General features: G+C 69.2%; 20 protein-coding genes. 10 read left to right on the forward strand and 10 right to left on the reverse strand.

Features of this window, described 5'->3' with window-relative positions; translation table 11 throughout:
- Positions 1-33: 33 nt before the first annotated feature.
- A complete protein-coding gene (glnA, locus tag IE173_RS03160; RefSeq protein ID WP_191282459.1) occupies positions 34-1,458 on the reverse strand; it encodes a type I glutamate--ammonia ligase in 1,425 nt (474 codons plus the stop codon).
- Positions 1,459-1,609: 151 nt separating this feature from the next.
- Between glnA and IE173_RS03165 the strand changes: the two genes are divergently transcribed.
- The gene (locus IE173_RS03165; RefSeq protein ID WP_229841844.1) at positions 1,610-2,023 is read left to right on the forward strand and encodes an RDD family protein; all 414 of its coding nucleotides are present in this window, start codon (positions 1,610-1,612) and stop codon (positions 2,021-2,023) included.
- Positions 2,024-2,033: 10 nt separating this feature from the next.
- Here the strand turns inward: IE173_RS03165 and IE173_RS03170 are convergent, their stop codons facing one another.
- The 3 genes from IE173_RS03170 to lipB are packed head-to-tail and all read right to left on the reverse strand — an operon-like array spanning position 2,034 to position 4,437.
- Complete coding sequence (locus tag IE173_RS03170) at positions 2,034-2,738, reverse strand: DUF4191 domain-containing protein (RefSeq protein WP_191281898.1); 705 nt, start codon at positions 2,736-2,738, stop codon at positions 2,034-2,036.
- A 20-nt stretch (positions 2,739-2,758) separates the two neighbouring features.
- A complete protein-coding gene (gene lipA / locus IE173_RS03175) occupies positions 2,759-3,772 on the reverse strand; it encodes a lipoyl synthase (protein ID WP_191281899.1) in 1,014 nt (337 codons plus the stop codon).
- A complete protein-coding gene (gene lipB / locus IE173_RS03180) occupies positions 3,769-4,437 on the reverse strand; it encodes a lipoyl(octanoyl) transferase LipB (protein WP_191281900.1) in 669 nt (222 codons plus the stop codon). The genes lipA and lipB overlap by 4 nt, the downstream gene beginning before the upstream one ends.
- Before the next feature lie 108 nt (positions 4,438-4,545).
- Between lipB and IE173_RS03185 the strand changes: the two genes are divergently transcribed.
- Positions 4,546-5,886: a protein kinase domain-containing protein gene (locus IE173_RS03185; RefSeq protein WP_191281901.1), complete on the forward strand. Its 1,341-nt coding sequence runs from the start codon at positions 4,546-4,548 to the stop codon at positions 5,884-5,886.
- On the opposite strand, the gene sucB is transcribed toward IE173_RS03185, so the two are convergent.
- The 3 genes from sucB to IE173_RS03200 all read right to left on the reverse strand — a co-directional run bounded on the left by sucB (position 5,883) and on the right by IE173_RS03200 (position 10,370).
- The gene (gene sucB, locus IE173_RS03190) at positions 5,883-7,340 is read right to left on the reverse strand and encodes a 2-oxoglutarate dehydrogenase, E2 component, dihydrolipoamide succinyltransferase (RefSeq protein WP_191281902.1); all 1,458 of its coding nucleotides are present in this window, start codon (positions 7,338-7,340) and stop codon (positions 5,883-5,885) included. The genes IE173_RS03185 and sucB overlap by 4 nt on opposite strands.
- Before the next feature lie 57 nt (positions 7,341-7,397).
- Positions 7,398-8,771, reverse strand: a complete 1,374-nt coding sequence (gene lpdA / locus IE173_RS03195) for a dihydrolipoyl dehydrogenase (protein WP_191281903.1) — start codon at positions 8,769-8,771, stop codon at positions 7,398-7,400.
- Between the two features lie 93 nt (positions 8,772-8,864).
- Complete coding sequence (locus IE173_RS03200) at positions 8,865-10,370, reverse strand: leucyl aminopeptidase (protein ID WP_191281904.1); 1,506 nt, start codon at positions 10,368-10,370, stop codon at positions 8,865-8,867.
- A gap of 91 nt (positions 10,371-10,461) precedes the next feature.
- Here IE173_RS03200 and IE173_RS03205 point away from each other — a divergent pair, with 91 nt between their 5' ends.
- From IE173_RS03205 to IE173_RS03215, 3 genes are all read left to right on the forward strand, one after another.
- The gene (locus tag IE173_RS03205; protein WP_191281905.1) at positions 10,462-11,373 is read left to right on the forward strand and encodes a proteasome assembly chaperone family protein; all 912 of its coding nucleotides are present in this window, start codon (positions 10,462-10,464) and stop codon (positions 11,371-11,373) included.
- Positions 11,374-11,550: 177 nt separating this feature from the next.
- Complete coding sequence (locus IE173_RS03210) at positions 11,551-13,023, forward strand: RNA polymerase sigma factor (RefSeq protein ID WP_191281906.1); 1,473 nt, start codon at positions 11,551-11,553, stop codon at positions 13,021-13,023.
- Positions 13,024-13,058: 35 nt separating this feature from the next.
- The gene (locus IE173_RS03215) at positions 13,059-13,748 is read left to right on the forward strand and encodes a coenzyme F420-0:L-glutamate ligase (protein WP_191281907.1); all 690 of its coding nucleotides are present in this window, start codon (positions 13,059-13,061) and stop codon (positions 13,746-13,748) included.
- Positions 13,749-13,813: 65 nt separating this feature from the next.
- On the opposite strand, the gene IE173_RS03220 is transcribed toward IE173_RS03215, so the two are convergent.
- The 3 genes from IE173_RS03220 to IE173_RS03230 form a co-directional block, all read right to left on the reverse strand.
- Positions 13,814-14,875: an alanine racemase gene (locus IE173_RS03220; protein ID WP_229841845.1), complete on the reverse strand. Its 1,062-nt coding sequence runs from the start codon at positions 14,873-14,875 to the stop codon at positions 13,814-13,816.
- A complete protein-coding gene (locus tag IE173_RS03225; protein ID WP_229841846.1) occupies positions 14,872-15,537 on the reverse strand; it encodes an alanine racemase C-terminal domain-containing protein in 666 nt (221 codons plus the stop codon). Before IE173_RS03225 ends, IE173_RS03220 begins: the two co-directional genes overlap by 4 nt.
- A 65-nt stretch (positions 15,538-15,602) precedes the next feature.
- A complete protein-coding gene (locus tag IE173_RS03230; protein ID WP_191281908.1) occupies positions 15,603-15,839 on the reverse strand; it encodes a DUF7455 domain-containing protein in 237 nt (78 codons plus the stop codon).
- Between the two features lie 225 nt (positions 15,840-16,064).
- On the opposite strand from IE173_RS03230, the gene IE173_RS03235 reads away from it, so the two are divergent.
- The 5 genes from IE173_RS03235 to IE173_RS03255 are packed head-to-tail and all read left to right on the forward strand — an operon-like array spanning position 16,065 to position 21,204.
- Complete coding sequence (locus IE173_RS03235; RefSeq protein WP_191281909.1) at positions 16,065-18,146, forward strand: DNA gyrase/topoisomerase IV subunit B; 2,082 nt, start codon at positions 16,065-16,067, stop codon at positions 18,144-18,146.
- Entirely contained in the window at positions 18,127-18,525 is a 399-nt protein-coding gene (locus IE173_RS03240) for a DUF5655 domain-containing protein (RefSeq protein WP_229841847.1), read from the forward strand. The genes IE173_RS03235 and IE173_RS03240 overlap by 20 nt, the downstream gene beginning before the upstream one ends.
- Positions 18,522-20,069, forward strand: a complete 1,548-nt coding sequence (locus tag IE173_RS03245; protein ID WP_191281910.1) for a hypothetical protein — start codon at positions 18,522-18,524, stop codon at positions 20,067-20,069. The genes IE173_RS03240 and IE173_RS03245 overlap by 4 nt, the downstream gene beginning before the upstream one ends.
- Before the next feature lie 57 nt (positions 20,070-20,126).
- The gene (locus tag IE173_RS03250) at positions 20,127-20,879 is read left to right on the forward strand and encodes an AzlC family ABC transporter permease (protein ID WP_191281911.1); all 753 of its coding nucleotides are present in this window, start codon (positions 20,127-20,129) and stop codon (positions 20,877-20,879) included.
- Positions 20,872-21,204: an AzlD domain-containing protein gene (locus IE173_RS03255; protein WP_191281912.1), complete on the forward strand. Its 333-nt coding sequence runs from the start codon at positions 20,872-20,874 to the stop codon at positions 21,202-21,204. Before IE173_RS03250 ends, IE173_RS03255 begins: the two co-directional genes overlap by 8 nt.
- The last annotated feature ends 10 nt before the right edge of the window (positions 21,205-21,214 follow it).

The following is a 21,214-nucleotide window of genomic DNA, read 5'->3' on the forward strand; positions in this document are numbered from 1 at the left end:
CGAAGGAACGCGGCCCGTGCGTACAGCTGAGGATCAGACCCCGAAGTACAGCTCGTACTCGAAGGGGTGCGGCCGCTGCGCGAAGGGGAGAAGCTCCTTCTCGCGCTTGTAGTCGATCCACGTGTCGATGAGGTCCTGCGTGAACACGCCACCCTCGAGGAGGAAGTCGTGGTCGGCCTCCAACTCGCGGAGAGCCTCGTCGAGCGAACCCGGAAGCTGCGGGATGTTCTGCGCCTCCTCGGGCGGGAGCTCGTAGAGGTCCTTGTCGACGGGCTCGTGCGGCTCGATCTTGTTCTTGATCCCGTCGAGGCCGGCCATCAGCTGGGCGGCGAAGGCGAGGTACGGGTTGCCGGAGGCGTCGGGCGCGCGGTACTCGATGCGCTTGGCCTTCGGGTTGGTGCCCGTGATCGGGATGCGGATCGACGCCGAGCGGTTACCGGCCGAGTACACCAGGTTGACCGGGGCCTCGAAGCCGGGGATGAGCCGGTGGTAGGAGTTGACGGTCGGGTTGGTGAACGCGGCGATCGCGCGGGCGTGCTTGAGGATGCCGCCGATGTACCAGCGGGCGATGTCGGAGAGTCCGCCGTAGCCCTTCTCGTCGTAGAACAGCGGCTTGCCGTCGTTCCACAGCGACTGGTGGGTGTGCATGCCCGAACCGTTGTCGCCCATGAGCGGCTTCGGCATGAAGGTCGCGACCTTGCCCCACTCGAGCGCCGTGTTCTTGACGATGTACTTGAACTTCAGGATGTCGTCGGCGGCGTGCACCATCGTGTCGAACTTGTAGTTGATCTCGCCCTGACCGGCGGTGCCGACCTCGTGGTGCGAGCGCTCGACCTCGAGGCCCACCTCGATGAGCTTCAGCACGATGTCGTCGCGCAGGTCGGCGTGCTGGTCGACCGGGGTGACGGGGAAGTAGCCGCCCTTGTACGGGGTCTTGTTGGCGAGGTTGCCGCCCTCTTCGTCGCGGCCCGAGTTCCAGGCTGCTTCGGAGGAGTCGACCTCGTAGTACGACTTGTTCTGCTTCACCTCGTACTTGACGTCGTCGAAGATGAAGAACTCGGCCTCGGGGGCGAAGAACGCGGTGTCGGCGATGCCGGTCGAGGCGAGGTACTTCTCGGCCTTCTTGGCGACCTGACGCGGGTCGCGCGAGTAGATCTCGCCGTTCCGCGGGTTGTAGATGTCGAAGATGATGACGAGGGTGCGCTCGGTACGGAACGGGTCGACGAACGCCGTCGAGATGTCCGGGATGAGCTGCAGGTCGGATTCGTGAATCGACTGGAAGCCGCGGATCGACGAACCGTCGAACAGCTGGCCCACCGAGAAGAACTCCTCATCGACGGTCGAGGCCGGGATGTTGAAGTGCTGCTGGATTCCAGGAAGGTCGGTGAAGCGGATGTCGAGGAATTTGACATCCGTGTCCTTGATGAACTTCAGCACCTCAGACGAGTCGCTGAACAGAGGGGTGGACATAGGAGTTACTCCAGAGGGCCGTGGAACGCATGGGCTGCGGGGTGCAGCCTCCGTCTGAGGCTAGGGGAGGGCCATTTCCCGAGGGTGACCGAATTGTTTCGGGGATGTTACGGCGGTGCGCGACCCTAGGCTGGATGCCGTGAGCACGCCGGTCGATCAACGTTGGCCCGGCGAGCGCCTGGGGCTTCCCGAGTCGGGCCCGCGCTCGATCGCCCGACCGGCACGCCGGATCGCCGCGCTGGCGATCGACTGGGCCCTCGCATCCGTCATCTCGCTCGTGTTCTTCTCGACCGGCCCGTGGCAGACGAACGGATTCGTCACCCTCGGGCTGTTCGCCGGCATCCAGCTGCTGTTCCTGCTCCTGCTGAATGGCGGCGTCGGGCACCTGCTGCTCGGGATGCGCGTCGTGCCCCTCGATCCCGGACGCCTGGCGCCGTGGCGGGCTCTCGTGCGCACCCTGCTGGTGTGCCTGTTCGTTCCCGCCGTGATCTGGGATGCCGACCAGCGCGGTCTGCACGACCGGGCTGCCGGCACCCTTCTGGTGCGGGTGTAGCGGAAGACCTCTAGCGAGGGCGCGGTGCCCGCACGCGCTGCGGGTCGATGCCCTTCGGGATGGGGAGGCCGTTCTTGCCGAGCGACTGCAGTCGGTTCGACACCGCCTGGATCTCCGACTTGTTGAGCGCCCGCTTGTATTTGGCGAGTGTCGGCACGATGCGGTGCAGCGAGGTCGCCTCGGGGTCGTGGGCGTCGACGTAGATCAGGTGCACCGGCACCTCGGGCAGGATGCGGCGCACGTTCGCACGCTCCTTGTCGAGCATCGGCTGGGTGCGGGTGCGCGGTCCCTCGCCGATGAGCACGACGCCTCCCTTGCCGACGGCGCGGTAGACGGCATCCTGGGTCTTGTTGAAGTTGATCGGGATCTCGTTGCCCGTCCACGAGCGGCGCAGCGAGCTCTTGAGCACCGCCCCGACCGCTCCGGCCTGACCTTCGATCTGCGAGAACGCGGCCTTCTCGGCGCGCCGGCCGAGCACGATGAGGCTGAGCAGCACTCCCGCCAGAACGCCGGCGACGATGTACAGGATCCACAGCACCGGGTTTCCGGCGCCGAAGATCACCGCCAGCACGATGCCCGCGCCGATGGGCGCGAGGAAGGCGAGCAGGAGGTACAGGACGATCGTGCCGTCGTAGCGGCGGGTCATCTGGAAGACCTGCCACATCTGCTTCAGACGGCCGGGTTCCTTTGCCGGAGCGGGGGTGGGGCGTGCCATGTGATCAACGATAGAGGCAGTTACGACACCGCTTGCGCGAAGCCCAGTTCGGCGTCGGCGAGGTGCTGGAGGTGCTGCGGGATGTCGCGCCCCTTCGCCATCATCGAACGCGCCCACAGGCGCCCGGCACGGTACGACGAGCGCACCAGCGGCCCGGCGAGAACCCCGAGGAACCCGATCGCTTCGGCCTCCTCTTTCATCTCGACGAACTCGGCCGGGTTGACCCAGCGGTCGACCGGCAGGTGCCGCGCCGAGGGCCGCAGGTACTGGGTGATCGTGATGATGTCGGTTCCGGCGTCGTGCAGGTCGTGCAGCGCCTGGCTGACCTCCTCGCGGGTCTCGCCCATTCCGAGGATGAGGTTCGACTTCGTGATGAGGCCCGCCGCGCGCGCCTGGGTGAGCACGTCGAGGCTCTTCTCGTAGCGGAACGCGGGACGGATGCGCTTGAAGATGCGCGGGACCGTCTCGACGTTGTGGGCGAACACCTCGGGGCGGCTCGAGAACACCTCGCCGAGCAGATCGGGGTTGCCCGAGAAGTCGGTCGCCAGGATCTCGACACCGGTGCCGGGGTTGGCGGCATGGATGGCGCGCACCGTCTCGGCGTGCAGCCAGGCGCCCTCGTCCGGCAGATCATCCCGGGCGACACCCGTGACGGTCGCGTAGCGCAGGCCCATGCGGGTCACCGATTCCGCGACGCGCCGCGGCTCGTCGGTGTCGTAGTCGGCGGGCTTGCCGGTGTCGATCTGGCAGAAGTCGCAGCGCCGGGTGCACTGGCTGCCTCCGATGAGGAACGTCGCCTCTTTGTCTTCCCAGCACTCGTAGATGTTCGGACAGCCGGCCTCCTGGCACACCGTGTGCAGCCCCTCGTCTTTCACGAGGCTGTGCAGCGCGGTGTACTCCGGGCCCATCTTGGCGCGCGTCTTGATCCACTCGGGCTTGCGCTCGATCGGGGTTTCGGCGTTGCGCACCTCGAGGCGCAGCAACTTGCGGCCGCCCGACCCCAAGGACTCAGTGCCGAGCTGGATGGCGCTCATGCCGAGACTCCCACGGGGGTCGCGGCGAGCGAGGGGGCGAGGTGGGTGAGGAAGTGCTTCTCGATCAACGGCACGACGTCCTCCGGGGTGATTTCGCGGCCGAGTTCGCGGGTGATGCTCGTGACGCCGGCGTCGAAGATTCCGCAGGCGACGATCGCGCGGTAGGCGTCGAACGAGTTCGAGCAGTTGAGGGCGAACCCGTGCATGGTGACCCCGTCGGCGACCCGGATGCCGATCGCGGCGATCTTGTCGCCCGCCCGGCGGTTCGCATCCACCAGCCACACCCCGCTGCGACCCTCGACGCGCACCCCCGGGATGCCGAACTCGGCAAGCACGTCGATCAGCATCCCCTCGAGCCGCCGCACGTAGGCGACGACGTCGATCGGATCGGCAAGCTTGACGATCGCGTAGCCGACGAGTTGTCCGGGTCCGTGCCAGGTGATCTTGCCGCCACGGTCGACGTCGATGACGGGAGTGCCGTCGGACGGACGTTCGTGGGCTTCGGTGCGCTTCCCCGCGGTGTAGACCGAGGGGTGCTCCAGAAGGAGGACGGTGTCTGGCGCCCTGCCGCTCGCGACGTCGGCGTGCACGGCACGCTGCATCTCAAGGGCAGTGGAATACGGCACGGAGTTGGCGCTTAGCCCCGTGACGACGTAGTCGACCACGGCACGAGCCTACCCGCGCGGGTCCTCCACCGCCGGTCGCCGGCCGTGGCGTGCACAAACTCGAGCGCACGGCGGCCAGGCGCATGCCGGGGAGTCGACCATCGACGGGTGGAGGATGTCGCCGGCTACCGGGTGTTGCGCTCCGCCGGACGCGGCGATCGGGCCCTTTTGCTGCTCGGCTTCGACGAGGGCCGCACGGTCGTGCTCAAGATCACGCCCGCCGACGACCCCGGCACCGCGGTCGAGATCAAGGCGCTCTCTCGTGCGGCGGGAGACCACGTCGTCGGCCTCGACGACGTCGCGACCGACGGGGCCGAGACGGTGCTCGTGCTCGAACGGCTGCCGAACGGCACCCTCGCCGAGCTGCTCGAACGACGCAGCGGGCTGGATGCCGGAGAGGCGGTGACGATCCTCGCGCCCATCGCGGCGACGGTCGACCGCATCCATGCCCTCGGCGTCGCCCACGGCGGCCTCTCGCTCGGCGCGATCTGCTTTCGCGACGACGGGGCGCCGACTCTCACCGGATTCGGCGGCGCGGAGTTCTTTCCGGCGGAGACGCCCGAGGTCGTGCGGGAGACGGTGGCGGGCGTCGGCGCCGATCGCGCCTCACTTGCCGCCATCGCGGAGGTCGTGCTGGGGCGGGTCGTCGGGCCGGGGGCTCAGGGTGCGCGGGGCCTCGCCGCCGGGCTCGCCTCGACGGCGCCGGGTGACCTCGCCGATCGGCTCTTCGCGCTCGCGAGCGCGACACCGGTGCGGTTCACCGACGACGCCGACGTCGTCGCGGTGCGGATGGGGGAGCCGCAGCAACCGGAGCACGTCGACGACGCACCGCCTGCCGGCCTCCCGGCCTGGCTGACGGCGTTGCTGCCGGAGTGGCTGCGGGAGCGTCTCGCCGAGCCCGCCGCGCGCGTGCTTGCGGTCTGGTCGGCCTGGGACCCGCGGCGCCGACGCGTCGTGCTGGGGGCGTTCGCGGGTGGGCTGGGCCTGGTCGGTGCGCTCGCGCTCGTGCCGGCGGCGCCCGTCGCCTCATCGGTCGCGGAACCGACCCCCACGCCGCTCGAGACGTCGGAAGCGGAGCCGTCGCTCCCCGATGATCCGGTCGAAGCCGCTGTCGTGCTGCTGGAGCACCGGGAACGCTGTCTGCGCGATCTCTCGGTGCTCTGCCTCGACGAGGTCGTGCAACCCGATTCGGCGGCGTACGCCGACGATGTGGCGCTCATCCGCGGCGTTCAGGCGGGCGGCGAGTACCCCGACGCGGAGATCCTCGTCGGTAACCCTGTGCTCGTCGAGCGACTGGGTGACGCGGCCCTGCTCGACCTGCCACCCGGAAGCGCACCCGCATCGGTGCTGCTGATGCGAACGCAGAACGGCTGGCGCATCAGGCAGTACGTGAACGACGAGTACCTGGATGCGCCAGCCGTTTCGGATGACGTCGGTGTGCCGGACTAGATGCCGAGCTTGCCGGCGAAGTCGCCGCTCTCGAGGCGGGCCTTGACCGCGCCGAGGAAGCGGGCGGCGTCGGCACCGTCGACGATGCGGTGGTCGTACGACAGCGCGAGGTACACGGTCGACCGGATCGCGATCGCGTCGAGCCCCTCGTCCGTCACGACGACGGGCTTCTTCACGACGATGCCCGTTCCGAGGATCGCGGACTGCGGCAGGAACACGATGGGCGTGTCGAACAGCGCGCCACGGGATCCGGTGTTGGTCACCGTGAAGGTGCCGCCGGAGAGCTCGTCGGGCGTGAGCTTGTTGCTGCGGGTGCGATCCGCCTTGTCGGCGATCTCGACCGCGAGCTGCGCGATGTTGAGATCGCTGGCGTTGCGCACCACGGGGGTGAGCAGGCCGCGCTCGGTGTCGACGGCGATGCTCACGTTCTCGTGATCCGGGTAGACGATGTTGTCTCCGTCGACCGTCGCGTTGATGATCGGGTACGCCTTGAGCGCCTCAGCGGCGGCGAGAACGAAGAACGGCAGGAAGCTGAGCTTCTGGCCGGTCTTGGCCTGGAACGCCGCCTTCACCTCGTCACGGTAGTTCGCGACCCTGGTGACGTCGACCTCGACGACGGTCGTGAGCTGGGCGAGGGTCTGCATCGACACGACGGCGCGCTCGGCGACGACCTTGCGCAGGCGCGACATCGGAACCGTGGTGCCGCGCAGCGGCGACACCTCGAGCACCGGTGCAGCGGTCGGCGTCGGTGCGACCGTCGACACGGCGGGGGCGCCCGCGGCGAGTACATCCTGCTTGCGGATGCGTCCGCCGACACCGGTGCCGGTCACGGTCGCCAGGTCGATGCCCTTGTCGTTGGCGAGCTTGCGCACGATCGGGGTGACGTAGCCGGCGTGCGCGTTCGCGCCGGCCGAGACGGGTGCGGTCGCGGGGGCCGGAGCGGCAACGGGTGCCGGAGCGGCAGCGGGAGCCGCCGCGGGAGCAGGTGTCGCCACGGGAGCGGGTGCTGCCGCGGGTGCCGGCGGCGCAGCGGGTGCCTGCACCGGCTCGGGAGCAGGTGCCGGAGCTGCCGCGGGTGCCGGGGTGGGCTCGGGCGCGGCGACCGGTTCAGGTGCCGGTGCGGGCTCAGGTGCCGGAGCGGGCTCGGGCGCGGCGACGGGCTCCGGAGCCGGGGCTGCTGCCGGCGCGGGAGCCTCAGCCGGAGCGGCAGCACCCGATCCATCGCCGATCGTGACCAGGACGGCGCCGACCTCGACGGTCTCGTCTTCCTGCACGAGGATCTGCTCGATCACGCCCGCGACGGGCGACGGGATCTCGGTGTCGACCTTGTCGGTCGAGACTTCGAGCAGCGGCTCGTCGACCTCGACGCGGTCGCCGACCTTCTTCAGCCAGCGGGTGACGGTGCCTTCCGTGACGCTCTCGCCGAGTGCCGGGAGGGTGACCGATTCGCTCATCAGGGGTGCTCCTTCGAAGCCTGTGTGGATAGCTTAGCTGCGCGTGATTTGCGCGGGTCAGATGCCGTGCAGCGGCTTGCCCGCGATGGCGAGGAATGCCTCACCGAGGGCTTCGTTCTGCGTCGGGTGCGCGTGGATGTAGGGGGCGATGTCTTCGGGGTACGCCTCCCAGTTCACTGCGAGCTGCGCCTCGCCGATGAGCTCCCCGACGCGGGCACCGATCATGTGCACGCCGAGCACGGGGCCGTCCTTCTGACGCACGACCTTGACGTTGCCCGAGGTGCCGATGATGTGGCTCTTGCCGTTGCCGGCGAGGTTGTAGTCATAGGTGGCGATGGCATCCGCGCCGAACTTCTCGACCGCCTTCGCCTCGGTGAGGCCGATCGACGCGACCTCGGGGTCGGAGTAGGTGACCTTGGGGATGTTGACGTCGTCGACGACGATCGGGTTCAGGCCCGCGATCTCCTCGGCGACGAAGATGCCCTGCTGGAAGCCGCGGTGCGCGAGCTGCAGACCCGGAACGATGTCGCCGACCGCCCAGACGCCGGGGATGTTGGTGCGCAGTCGCTCGTCGGTGAGGACGAAGCCGCGATCCATCGTCACGCCGACCTCTTCGAATCCGAGGTTCGCCGTGGCGGGGCCGCGACCGACGGCGACGAGCAGCAGCTCGGCTTCGACGGTCTCGCCGTTCTCGAGCGAGACGACGACGCCCGACTCGTTCTGGGTGACGCCGGCGAAGCGCACCCCGGTCTTGAACTCGATGCCGCGCTTGCGGAACGCCCGCTCGAATGCCTTCGAGATCGCGATGTCCTCGTTGGGAACGAGGTTCGGAAGCGCCTCGATGATGGTGACCTCGGTGCCGAACGAGCGCCACACGCTCGAGAACTCGACGCCGATGACGCCGCCGCCGAGCACGGCGACCTTCTTCGGCACGAAGTCGAGGGCGAGCGCCTGCTCGGAGGTGATGACGCGCCCGCCGATCTCGAGGCCGGGCAGCGAACGCGAGTACGACCCGGTCGCGAGGATGACGTTCTTTCCGGTGACGGTCACGTCGCCGACCTGAACGCTCGTGGGGGAGGTGAGGCGCCCCTCGCCTTCGATCGTGGTGATGCCGCGCGCCTTGATGAGGCCCTGGAGGCCCTTCCACTTGCTCGCGACGACTTCTTCGCGGTAGGTCGTGACGCCGGCGATGTCGATGCCGCCGAACGTCGCGGACACGCCGTACTTGGCGGACTCGCGCGTGACATCCGCCACCTCAGCGGCGTGCAACAACGCCTTGGTGGGGATGCAGCCGACGTGCAGACAGGTGCCGCCGACCTTCCCCTTTTCGATCAGTCCGACCGTGAGGCCCAACTGGCTGGCGCGCAGCGCGGCGGCGTAGCCACCGCTTCCTGCACCCAGAACGACAAGGTCGAAGTTCTGCTCGGACACCCGGCGACTCCCTATATGCGTGCGATTGCGGGCCAGTACAGAGGGTGGCGTGTGGCCCAGAAGGGCAAGGTGTTCCTTGCCAGATAGACCCTACTACGACGCGGAAAAGTCTTCCGCGAAGCGCAGCAGCGTGCGCACCGTCGTGCCGGTCGGACCCTTGCCGATCCCGCCGTGCGGGCTGCCCGGGTTGTTCGCGACGCCCGCGATATCGAGGTGCGCCCACGGGATGCTGCGCTTTTCGGCCCCTTCGCCGGTGCTGCCGACGAAGGCCCTGAGGAAGTGCGCGGCGATGAGCATGCCACCGGCGGTGTTGCCCGGCTTCGCGTTGGCGATGTCGGCGACGTCGCTGTCGAGCAGCGAGCGCAGCTCGGGGGGCATCGGCATCGGCCAGAGCACCTCGCCGACCGCCGCCCCCGCGGCGACGACCTTCTGCACCATCTCGTCGTCGCCCATCACCGGGGTATACCGCTCGCCCATCGCGACGCGCGCGGCGCCGGTGAGGGTCGCGACATCGACGATGGCATCCGGTTCTTCTTCGCTCGCGGCGACGAGCCCGTCGGCGAGCACCAGGCGCCCTTCGGCGTCGGTGTTGAGCACCTCGACGGTCGTGCCGCCGCGCATCCGCAGCACGTCGTTGGGCCGCGCGGCTGAGCCGGAGGGCATGTTCTCGGCGATGCACAGCCAGGCGGTGAGCCGCACGGGAAGGGCGAGTCTCGCGGCGGCGACGACCACGGCGAGCGCGGTGACCGCGCCGGTCATGTCGTACTTCATGCCGACCATTCCCGCGGGGGGCTTGAGCGACAGGCCCCCCGAGTCGAAGGTGATGCCCTTGCCGACGAGGGCGAGGTGGCGGGTGGCCTCCGCGGGGGAGTAGCGCACGACGACGAGTCGCGGCGGCCGCACCGATCCGCGCCCCACCGCCAGGATTCCGCCGTAGCCGCCGGCTTCGAGCTCGGTCTCGTCGAGCACCTCGACCTCGAGCGGCAACCCCTGTGCCGCGTCGACGGCCGCGGCGGCGAGCGTCTCGGGGTAGAGGTCGGACGGTGGGGTGTTCACGAGGTCGCGCACGGTGTGGATGGCGGTGGCGACGGTCGTGGCTCGATCGACGAGCGGCTGGGCGTCGTCGGCGACGTCGGCAGGCAGGTGCACGACGATGTCGTCGGCGGGGGTCTTGGTCGTGCCGATCGTCGTCACCCGGTAGCCGGTGTAGGCGTAGGCGCCGATCGCGGCACCCTCGAGCACGGCGAGGGCTTCCGCGCCGCTCGTCACGGGCAGCGCGATCGCGAGGCGTTCGATGCCGGTGAGCTGGCGGGCGGCCGATCCGGCGGCATACCGCAACGAGTCGATCGTGATCTCGCCGGAACCGAGGCCGATGAGGGCGATGGATGCGGTGGTGCCGTCGAGCGCGGGAAGGCGGCGGAGCTCGTCGACGCCGCCGGTCGCCGCGACCTCGGTGAGGGCACGCGTGACGGCCGGGAATGCCTCGCCGTCGACCGCGAGTCGAGGGCCGTCGGCGGTCTTGCGCACCCCGAGCACGAGCACCTCCGCCGCGGTGCTCGTCGGATCGGAGGAGGAGATCGAAAGCACCGGTACGGCCATCGGGCCATGCTAACCGCGTGTTCGCTCACGGCTTGACCGGCGACTCGTGGTTCTCCAGCAGGAGCGCAGACCCCGGAAATAGAATGTGGACATGCGAGATCCGGGCGGGCTGTACGACCTGTCGGTCGAGGTCGGCCAGGTGCCCCGCGGTCTGCATCTCGTCGCGGGGCTCACCGGCTTCGCCGATGCGGGCGGCGCGGTCAGCCAGGTGAGTCAGTACCTGCTCGACAACCTCGAGATGAGCGAGGTGGTCGCCTTCGACACCGACGCGCTCCTGGACTACCGGGCGCGGCGCCCGATGATGTTCTTCGATCAGGATCACCTGAGCGAGTACAAGCCGGCGAAGCTCTCGCTGTATCTGGCTCGTGACGAGATGGGGCAGCAGTTCCTCTTCCTCACCGGGTTCGAGCCCGACTTCCAGTGGGAGCGGTTCACGGCTGCGGTGGTTCAGCTCGTCGAGAAGTACGGCGTCAAAGACACCACGTGGGTGCACGCGATCGCGATGCCCACCCCGCATACCCGCCCGATCGGGGTGACGGTGAGCGGCAACCGGCTCGACCTGATCGATTCGCTGTCGGTCTGGAAGCCGCGCACGCAGGTGCCGTCGAATGCGCTGCACCTGCTGGAGTACCGGCTGCAACAGCTCGGACACCCGACCGCGGGCTTCGTGCTGCTCATCCCGCACTACCTCTCCGACACCGAGTTCCCGCAAGCGGCCGTGACCGCGCTCGAGAGCATCAGCGCCGCCACCGGGCTGATCTTCCCGACCGACCGGCTGCGCGAGGAGAACCGCGACTTCCTGGCGAAGGTCGATGACCAGGTGCACGGCAACCAGGAGCTCGAGCGCCTCGTCGGGGCCCTCGAGGAGCGGCACGACAGCTATATGGAAGAGAACCCGATGCCGTCGCCGCTGATGGATTCCAGCGGCGAACTGCCGACCGCGGACACGATCGCCGCCGAGCTGGAGAAGTTCCTCGCGAATCGCCGCGACGACGATCGCTGAGCTCCCGTAGCCCACGGTGGCGCCGGTGTGCAAGCCGGAGTTGCCGGAGTGTGCGAGAATGATCCTTCAAGACCCGGTCGGGTCCCCGAAGGTTTCCAAGGAAACGCGGGGGACTTGACAAGGGTCTTAGTAATGCCCGGAATTGCCGGCCCGAACGGGTCGCGGAAGGGAACCCGGATGGCCCCCCGATCCACCACGAAGACCGCGGACTCCACGTCGCCTGCGAAGGATGCCGCGCCCGCTGAGGTGAAGGCCGCGAAGAAGACGGCGGCCACCGCACCGGTGAAGGCCGCTGCCGCCAAGCCGGCGGCCAAGACCGCCGCGACCACGACTGCTGCGACCAAGACTGCTGCCGCCAAGACCGGTGCCGCGAAGTCCGCTGCTGCGAAGACTCCCGCCACCAAGGCGCCCGCGAAGGCTTCGACGGCGAAGGCATCGCGCGCCAAGGCGGCACCCGCCGGTGAGACCGACGTCGACGAAGACATCGACGACATCGAGATCGACCCGACCGACGTCGAAGAGATCGTCATCGATGACGACGTCGTCGTCGACGACGAGGTCGAGGTCGAGAAGCCGGCCGCCGTCGAGGTCGTCGCCGACGACGACGCCGCCGAGAGCGACGACGACGAAGACGACGACGACAAGCCCATCGAGGTGCTTCCCACCGGGGCCCTTCGCCTGTCGATGACCGACGACGAGGACGACATCCCCGTCTACTCGGCCGCGATCACCGGGGCGACGGCCGACCCGGTCAAGGACTACCTCAAGCAGATCGGCAAGGTGGCGCTGCTCAACGCCGCCGAAGAGGTCGAGCTCGCGATGCGCATCGAGGCGGGCCTGTTCGCCGAAGAGAAGCTCTCGCAGATGGCCGACACCGAGAAGCGCAGCCAGCTGGGGCGCGAACTCGCCTGGGTCGCCCGCGACGGCCAGCGCGCGAAGAGCCACCTGCTCGGCGCCAACCTGCGCCTCGTCGTCTCGCTCGCGAAGCGGTACACCGGTCGTGGCATGCAGTTCCTCGACCTCATCCAGGAGGGCAACCTGGGCCTCATCCGTGCGGTCGAGAAGTTCGACTACACCAAGGGCTTCAAGTTCTCGACGTACGCGACGTGGTGGATCCGTCAGGCGATCACCCGCGCGATGGCCGACCAGGCCCGCACCATTCGCATCCCGGTGCACATGGTCGAGGTCATCAACAAGCTCGCCCGCGTGCAGCGCCAGATGCTGCAAGACCTGGGCCGCGAACCCACTCCGGAAGAGCTCAGCCGCGAACTCGACATGACCCCCGAGAAGGTCATCGAGGTGCAGAAGTACGGCCGGGAGCCGATCTCGCTGCACACCCCGCTCGGCGAAGACGGCGACAGCGAGTTCGGCGACCTCATCGAGGACACCGAAGCGGTCGTTCCGGCCGACGCGGTGGGCTTCACGATGCTGCAGAAGCAGCTCGAGTCGCTGCTCGATTCGCTCTCCGAGCGCGAGGCGGGCGTCATCCGCATGCGGTTCGGTCTGGGCGACGGGATGCCGAAGACGCTCGACCAGATCGGTGACACCTTCGGCGTGACGCGGGAACGCATCCGCCAGATCGAGTCCAAGACGATGGCGAAGCTGCGCCACCCGAGCCGCTCGCAGTCGCTGCGCGACTACCTCGAGTAGGCCGCGGTTTGGACGTCCCCTACGACGAGAACCGGGTGCGGCCTCGTGAGGTCGAAGTCGACGGTGTGCGGTACGAGCGCATCCCGATCAAGACGCACGTGGTGCTGCCCGGGGAGCCGCTCCACCCGGTGATCGAGAAGTACGCCCTCGAGCTGCTGCAGGACGGCGACTGGCTGTTCATGACCGAGAAGATGGTCGCCGGCTCGCAGGGCCGCGCCTACCCGGTCGCGGAGACGAAGGCCCGGCCCCTCGCGGTGTGGCTCAGCAAGCGCGTCGTGCGCACCCCGTGGGGCATCGGCCTCGGCATCCCCGAGACGATGGAGTGGGCGATCCGCGAGGTCGGCACGCCGCGCATCCTGTTCGCCGCCGCCGTCTCGGTGATCACCAAGCGCTTCGGGCGCACCGGCGACTTCTACCGGATCGCCGGCACCAAGGCGCGCGGCATCGACGGCCCCGGCTACCCGACGATCCCGCCGTACGACGAGATGGTCGTGCTGACCGCCGCGAAGCCGAAGCAGACCTCGCAGCAGGTCGGCGACATGCTGGCGCAGCACGGCAAGCGCGTCGAGGTCTTCCTCGTCGACATCAACGACATCGGCGGCAACGTGCTCGGTTCAACGACCGATCGCGCGACCGAGCTGCTCGTGGCGCGCATCCTCAAGGACAACCCGATCGGCCAGGGCCACGAGTCCACCCCGCTCGGCATCATCCGCCGCGCTACCTGACCACCCCGCCCACCTCGGTGGTTGAGTAGCCGCCGCAGGCGGCGTGTCGAAACCACGCCCGCGGGCTACTCGTTCAGGTAGATCCGCGGGATGCGGGTGGATGCCCGCGCGAGGATCTCGTCCCCGATCGTGCCGGCCCAGCCGGCCCATTCTTCGGCGGTCGGCTCGCCCTGGTCGCCGGGGCCGAAGACGATCGCCTCGTCACCCACCGACGCCGTGGCCGCGACCTCGATCGTGTCGATCCCGACCGCTGTGACGCTGACGCGACGCCCCCCGAGCAGCACCTCCGCGCCGGATCCCGACGGCCCGAGCACACTCGGCGGGACGCCGTCGGCGCTGCCCAGGTCGAGTGCGACCGTGCCGCCGTCCGCGGCGATGACCGAGGCACGCATCGTCATCGGGGCGCGCATCCCGAGGCCGCGGGCGTCGACATCGTCGAAGGGGGAGACCCCGTAGGCGGCGATGCCGAACCGCACGAGGTCGAATCGGGCCTCGGGCATGCGGATGCCGGCCGAGGATGCCGCGAGGTGCAGCAGCGGACGGTCGGGGCCCTCCATCGGCACTCCGATGCCCGCGGCGACGGCGACGGCGGCCTGGAACTCGGCGAGGGCGGCGGCGTCGTCGGCGGGGGAGGCGTCGGCGAGGTGCGACCAGAGCCCGGCGAGCCGCACCTGGCCGCGTTCCTGGTAAGCGAGGGCCTCTCCGACGAGGGCAGGCCAGTCCTCCGGGCTCGCGCCGTTGCGATGCAGCCCGGTGTCGATCTTGAGGTGCACCGCTGCGGGACGGCCGGCGCCGGCTTCGCCGATGCGCCGCAACTCGACGAGCGATGACACGCCGAGGTCGACGTCCGCCTCGATCGCCGCTCGGAAGTCGGTGTCCCGGCCGTGCAGCCAGGCGAAGAGCTGGGCGTCGATGCCCGCGTCGCGCAAGGCCAGCGCCGCGGGCGCGTCGAGCACGGCGAGCGAATCGGCGCCCGACTGAAGTGCCGCGCGGGCGATCGGCAGCATCCCGTGGCCGTAGCCGTCGGCCTTGACCGCGAGCATCGTGCGCGCGGGGGCGGCGATCGTGGCGAGAGCGCGCACGTTCTGCCGGAACGCCTCGAGGTCGATCTCGATGCGCGCGCTCACCGGGGGCTCCGTTCGACGCGGGATGCGATTCCGGCGGTGAGCGCGAGCGGGTCGCGCTCGGTCCAACCGGCCCACTGGAGTGCCGACGGTTCGCCGCGTGCGGGATCGCCGAACAGCACCGCGTCGGCGCCCAGTTCGATCGCAGCATCCCCGACGTCGAGCACGAACTGGTCCATTGCGATCCGCCCGACGAGGGGGAAGGTCGCCCCTCCGACGCTCACCTGGGCGCGATTCGACGCGAGCCGCGGCACCCCGTCGGCGTAACCGAGTGCGACGAGGGCGAGCGTCGTCGGCCGGGGGGCGCGATAGGTGTACCCGTAGGAGACGCCGGCGTCGACCGGAACCCGTTTGAGCGCGACGACCTCGCCGATGAGCGACAGCACGGGTTGCCCGTCACCGACGAGACCGTACGCGCGCGCGTCCGCACCCGACGCCTCGTGATCGAGACGCACCGTGCCGGCAGCGAAGCCCGCCGCGATGGCGACACCGGCATCCCGTTCGTTGCTGACGACGATCTCGCGCACGCCTGCTTCGAGCGCCGCGGGAGCGATCAGCTCGAGGCCGTGGCCAAACGCGTCGGCGCGGGCATCCAGAACGTCGCCGGGGCCATTGGCGACGAACGCGTCGAGGTCGATGAGAGCTCGACGGCGGATCCCAGGCACCCGCCCATCCAAGCACCTGGAACGACGAAGGCCCCGGCGAACCGGGGCCTTCGGGAACAAGTCGTCTAGTCGGTGACGGGTGCCAGCAGGCGGCTCGACTCGTCGTGCCAGTCGAGAGCGATGGGCTGCACCTTCTCTTTGAACTCCGCCGCGTGGTGGGCGCAGAACAGGAGCTCGCCGGTTGCGAGGGTGGCCTTCACGTAGGCCTGCGCCCCGCAGTAGTCGCAACGGTCGAGGGCGGTGAGCATCGGCGTGCCGACTTCGAGCTCGTCGACCGAACTGTCGGATGCGAACTGCGACATGTGCTCCTCCTCGGGTTGAGATCGGCTTTCCGTGACTCAATACAAGCACGCAGCTGTGTCAGTCATGTGTCATGAGCGTTGCATTTCGCTCACGGCGCATCCGGGAATATTCGGAAACGCGGTCACTCTCGGGTCGTGCGGGGTGGGATACCGAGGTGGGCCGTCGGCCGGGGTTAGTCTGATCGACGGCCTACTTCCAGATTGCCTCGACAAGGAGCTGAACCCGTGGCGAGCGACGACTATTCCGCCCGTCACCTGTCGGTGCTCGAAGGTCTCGAGGCGGTGCGCAAGCGCCCCGGAATGTACATCGGGTCGACCGATTCGCGCGGCCTCATGCACTGCGTGTGGGAGATCATCGACAACTCCGTCGACGAGGCCCTCGGCGGCTACGGCTCCGAGATCGAGATCACCCTCCACCCCGACGCGAGCGTCGAGGTGCGCGACCGGGCGCGCGGCATCCCGGTCGACATCGAACCGAAGACCGGGCTCTCCGGGGTCGAGGTCGTGTTCACGAAGCTTCACGCCGGCGGCAAGTTCGGCGGCGGGTCGTACGCCGCATCCGGTGGTCTGCACGGTGTGGGTGCCTCCGTGGTCAACGCCCTCTCGGAACGACTGGATGTCGAGGTCGATCGCGATGGCGTGACCTGGGCGATGTCGTTCCACCGCGGCGAGCCCGGCATCTTCGAGGATGACGGCGAGCCCAGCCCCGACGCGCCGTTCACCCCGTTCATCTCCGGCAGCGAACTGCGCAAGATCGGCAAGGTCGCCAAAGGCGTGACCGGCACGCGCATCCGCTACTGGGCCGACCGGCAGATCTTCACCAAGGGTGCCGAGTTCCAGCTGGATGAACTCGCCGCGCGCGCCCGGCAGACGGCGTTCCTCGTGCCCGGACTGGCGCTCCACGTCGTCGACGAGCGAGGCGACGACACGACGCGCGAGACCTACCGCTTCGACGGCGGCATCGCGGAGTACGTCGGATACCTCGCCCCCGATGCGGCCCTCACCGACACCTGGCGCATCCAGGGCACCGGACACTTCACCGAGACGGTGCCGGTGCTGCAGGAGAACGGGCACATGGTGCCGACCGAGGTGGCTCGCGAGGCTCAGGTCGACATCGCGCTGCGCTGGGGCACCGGGTACGACACGGTGTTCCGCTCGTACGTCAACATCATCGCCACCCCGAAGGGCGGAACCCACCAGTCGGGGTTCGAGCAGGGGCTGATGAAGTTCCTCCGGTCGGAGATCGAGAAGAACGCGCGGCGGCTCAAGGTCGGCGCCAACGAGAAGCTCGAGAAGGAAGACATCCTCGCCGGCCTCACCGCGGTGCTGACGGTGCGCCTGCCGGAGCCGCAGTTCGAGGGGCAGACGAAGGAGATCCTCGGAACCCCGGCGGTGCGCAACATCGTGGCGAATGTCGTGGCGAAGGCCCTGGCCGAGCGGTTCACGAGCAGCAAGCGAGACGACAAGGCGCAGACCGCGCTCGTGCTCGACAAGATCGTCGCCGAGATGAAGAGCCGCATCTCCGCGCGGGCCCACAAGGAGACCCAGCGCCGCAAGAACGCGCTCGAGTCGTCGTCGCTGCCGGCGAAGCTCGTCGACTGCCGGTCGAACGACGTTCTGGGCACTGAGCTGTTCATCGTCGAGGGCGACTCGGCGCTCGGCACAGCCAAGCTGGGGCGCGACAGCGAGTTCCAGGCGCTGCTGCCGATCCGCGGCAAGATCCTCAACGTGCAGAAGGCCTCGGTCGCCGACATGCTGAGCAACGCCGAGTGTGCGTCGATCATCCAGGTGATCGGTGCCGGCTCGGGCCGCACGTTCGATCTCGAACAGGCCCGCTACGGCAAGGTCATCATCATGGCCGACGCCGACGTCGACGGCGCCCACATCCGCACCCTGCTGCTGACCCTGTTCTTCCGCTACATGCGCCCGATGATCGACTCCGGCCGGGTGTTCTCGGCCGTTCCTCCGCTGCACCGGGTCGTCGTGCTGAACCCGGGGTCGAAGCCGAACGAGACGATCTACACCTACTCCGAGGCCGAACTGAACGGGGTGCTCAAGAATCTCGAGAAGGCCGGCAAGAAGTACCAGGACCCGATCCAGCGCTACAAGGGACTGGGTGAGATGGATGCCGACCAGCTCGCCGAGACCACGATGAGCCGCAAGCACCGCACGCTGCGACGTGTGCGGGTTTCGGATGCCGAGAACGCGTCGCGGGTCTTCGAGCTGCTCATGGGCAACGATGTGGCGCCGCGCAAAGACTTCATCATCGCCGGGCAGGGTCTCGACCGTGACCGGATCGACGTCTGACGTCGATGGCGCGGTCGGAACGAGTGTGGACGCCCGCGAGCGGCTGACGGCATCCCGCACCGGGGCAGCTGTGCTGCGCCGCGTGCGGTCCGAGGTGCGGAAGCTCGGCGGTGCCGAAGAGCGAGCCACCACGAGTCAGGTCGCGTTTCGCCGGCGCCGCGGGTTCGCGTACCTGTGGGTGCCGGGTCAATACGTGGCCAGTGACGTACCCGTCGTGATCTCGCTCGCGCTGCCGACGCACGTGCGGTCTTCTCGCTTCAAGGAGGTCGTCCAGCCCTCTGTCGGTGTCTGGATGCATCACCTGGAGGTACGAAAGGTCGGCGAGCTGGATGCGGAGTTCCGCGAATGGCTCGAACGGGCCTACCAGGGCGCGGCGTGACGCGCGCGCGGCTCATCCCGGCCGCTGCGACGGCCGCGATCGTCATCGCGGCGCTGACGGCGCTCGTCTTCCTCGTGCGGGCGGGGGGCGATCCCGGCGACGCCGCGACCTGGCCGATCACCTGGGAGTTGCGCTCGAGCGACAACGGCACGCTCTTCCAGTTCTGGCAGGATGTCGCCGCCGGCCGATCGCTCGACTGGAGCTTCTCGCCGCAGGTGTTCGTGTTCCCCGAGCTGCCGATGAGCGGGGTGGCGTTCCTCACCGTCGGCGGGCATCTGTACGCCTATTACCTGGTCGTCGCCGTGCTCAACCAGGTCGTGCTCTTCCTGCTGCTGGCGGCTCTTGCCCGGCTGCTGTGGCCGGACGCGACCCCCGCTGCCGTCGTCTTGCGGGCGGGAGCCGGCATCCTGCCTCTGCTGGTGCTGCCGCTCGTCGGCACCACGTGGCTGTTCTCGTTCCACCTTGCGCCCACCTACTACGTGGGCATGTACCTCGCGCTGCTCGCGGCGCCGCTGCTGCTCCTGGTGCGCACCCGGGCGTCACGCATTCTCGTCGCCGTCGGGCTCGCCCTCACCATCGCGTCGAACCCCCTGACGGTGCTGTTCGCCGGTCCCGGGCTCGTCGCGGTGGCCGTCGCCCGGGTGGTTCGGTCCGGCTGGCGGTCGTCGGCCCGGCCCGCGCTGCTCGTCGGGAGCGTCGCTCTCGTCGCGGTGATCGCGCGGGTCGGGTTCAGCCCGCTGCAGGGCACGGGCCTGCTCACCTACATCGACCTCGAGCGCTTTCGGTCACGCGTCGACGCGCTCTGGCCGTACTGGTCGTTCCAGATGATCGACCCCGCAGCTCGCGTGTTGCTTCCGCTCGGGGCGATCCTCGCCGTCGGCTGCCTCGTGGCGGCCATCGTGGCGTGGGTGCGGCTGACCGGACGTGCCGGGGATGCGGGTGCTCGCGCCTCCGCGACCCTCTACCTCGGGCTGGTGCCACTCGGCGGACTCGCGGCCACCGTCATCGCCCTCATCACCCACTACTACTACTTCTGGCCCGCGCTCGTGCTCCCGTTCGTGCTCGCCTTGTTCGCCGTGCCGGCACGCGCCGCCCTGCCCGTCGTGATCGCCGGTGCGGGTGGGCTGCTGGTCGTCGGGGTGGCGACCGGCGGCGTACCGAATCTCGCGAACGCGGGCGGGTACTTCGGGTATCGCAGCGCCGAGACGCGGTGCCTCGACCGGGCCGTGCCCGGGGAGGTCGGGTTCGCCACCTTCTCCGATGCCCGCCGCGTCGGCCTGCCGTCGGCGACCGGCATCCGACTGATTCCCCTCACCGCCGATCTCACGCCGAACCACTGGCTCACCAATCGCGACTACGCGCAGCTCGAGTCGGGCACCTTCTTCTACCTCAACGATCGCGGCGACGAGTACGCCCTGGATCGCGAGGCGATTCGAGAGCGGTTCGGCGAGCCCGACCGCGAGGTCAGGTGCGGTGACGGGCAGCGGCTGTGGATCTACGCCGAACCGGTCACCCTGCGGGAGAGCGAAGGCACGAGCGGGTAGGCCACCGGTTTCCGATCGGACGTGGCGGTGATCGGTGGTCGGTGCGAGGGTTGGTGGATGACCGCGGGCGACGTGCTGCTCACCGAAGACGACCGCGTGCGCGCGGCGCGGCGGGCCGGCATCAGAGCCGCCGCCATCATCGTCGGAAGCTACATCCCGTTCGGCATCGCCGCGGGTGCGGCGATGGGGGCGACCAGCGTCGACCCGATTCTCTCGATCCTCACCTCGCCGATCATCTTCGCCGGGGCCGCGCAGATCGCCGCCGTCCAATTGCTGCACGTCGGCGCAGCCTTGGGAATCGTGGTGCTGACCGTCGCCGTCATCAACGCCCGACACCTGCTCTACAGCGCCGCGCTGGCACCGCATCTCGCCGACTGGTCGACGCCGCAGCGGATGGGCGCCGCCTTCCTGCTGGCCGACCCCGTGTACGCGCTGGCGGCGGCTCGCTTCGACACGCCGGATGGCGGGGGCGGCGCCCGCGAGAAGCGGGCCTTCTACTTCGGCGCCGGCCTGACCTGCCTCGTCGGGTGGACCGCGTTGCTCGCCGTCGGCATCGTCGCGGGCGGCTTCATCCCGGAGTGGGTTCCCTTCGAACTCGCCATCCCGCTGACCTTCCTGCTGCTGACGCTGCCGCTCATCAAGAACAGTGCAGGCCTGGTGACCTTCGCGGTGGCCGGCATCGCCGCGCTCCTCGCGAGCCCTCTCCCGTTGGGCGTCGGGTTGATGGTCGGCGCCGTCGTCGGCGTGGTCGCGGGTGTCGTCGTGCTCAACGTCACCGACCGAGGCCGTACGGAGGCCGTCGATGCTTGAGCTGCTCGCGATCGTCCTCGGCGGCATCGTCACGTTCGTGACCCGCGCCATCTTCCTGGTGAGCAGGAAGCTGCGGCCCCCGAAACGGGTCGAACGCTACCTGCCGCTCGTGGGCCCGGCGGTGCTCGGCGCGATCGCGATTCCCGGCATCCTCGCCCCGCGGGGGGAGATCTCGCTCGTCGACACGATTCCCGCCGTGATCGCCGCCGTCGCCACCTGGCTCGGCTGGAGGGTGACCAAGCAGATCGCAGTCGGGCTGATCGTCGGGCTCGGCCTGTGGTGGGCGATTCTCGCCGTGATGGTCGCGGTGGGCGTCGAGCGCTGAACTGCGCCTC

Origin of the sequence: Pseudolysinimonas yzui (assembly GCF_014653215.1) — a bacterium.
GTDB lineage: Bacteria > Actinomycetota > Actinomycetes > Actinomycetales > Microbacteriaceae > Pseudolysinimonas_A > Pseudolysinimonas_A yzui.

Excerpts from the sequence above, each read along its gene's own strand:
- IE173_RS03170 (WP_191281898.1), bottom strand. The coding sequence starts at position 2,738 with ATGGCACGCCCCACCCCCGCTCCGGCAAAGGAACCCGGCCGTCTGAAG.
- lipA (WP_191281899.1), bottom strand. The coding sequence starts at position 3,772 with ATGAGCGCCATCCAGCTCGGCACTGAGTCCTTGGGGTCGGGCGGCCGC.
- sucB (WP_191281902.1), bottom strand. The coding sequence starts at position 7,340 with ATGAGCGAATCGGTCACCCTCCCGGCACTCGGCGAGAGCGTCACGGAA.
- IE173_RS03200 (WP_191281904.1), bottom strand. The coding sequence starts at position 10,370 with ATGGCCGTACCGGTGCTTTCGATCTCCTCCTCCGATCCGACGAGCACC.
- IE173_RS03205 (WP_191281905.1), top strand. The coding sequence starts at position 10,462 with ATGCGAGATCCGGGCGGGCTGTACGACCTGTCGGTCGAGGTCGGCCAG.
- IE173_RS03210 (WP_191281906.1), top strand. The coding sequence starts at position 11,551 with ATGGCCCCCCGATCCACCACGAAGACCGCGGACTCCACGTCGCCTGCG.
- IE173_RS03230 (WP_191281908.1), bottom strand. The coding sequence starts at position 15,839 with ATGTCGCAGTTCGCATCCGACAGTTCGGTCGACGAGCTCGAAGTCGGC.
- IE173_RS03250 (WP_191281911.1), top strand. The coding sequence starts at position 20,127 with ATGACCGCGGGCGACGTGCTGCTCACCGAAGACGACCGCGTGCGCGCG.
- IE173_RS03255 (WP_191281912.1), top strand. The coding sequence starts at position 20,872 with ATGCTTGAGCTGCTCGCGATCGTCCTCGGCGGCATCGTCACGTTCGTG.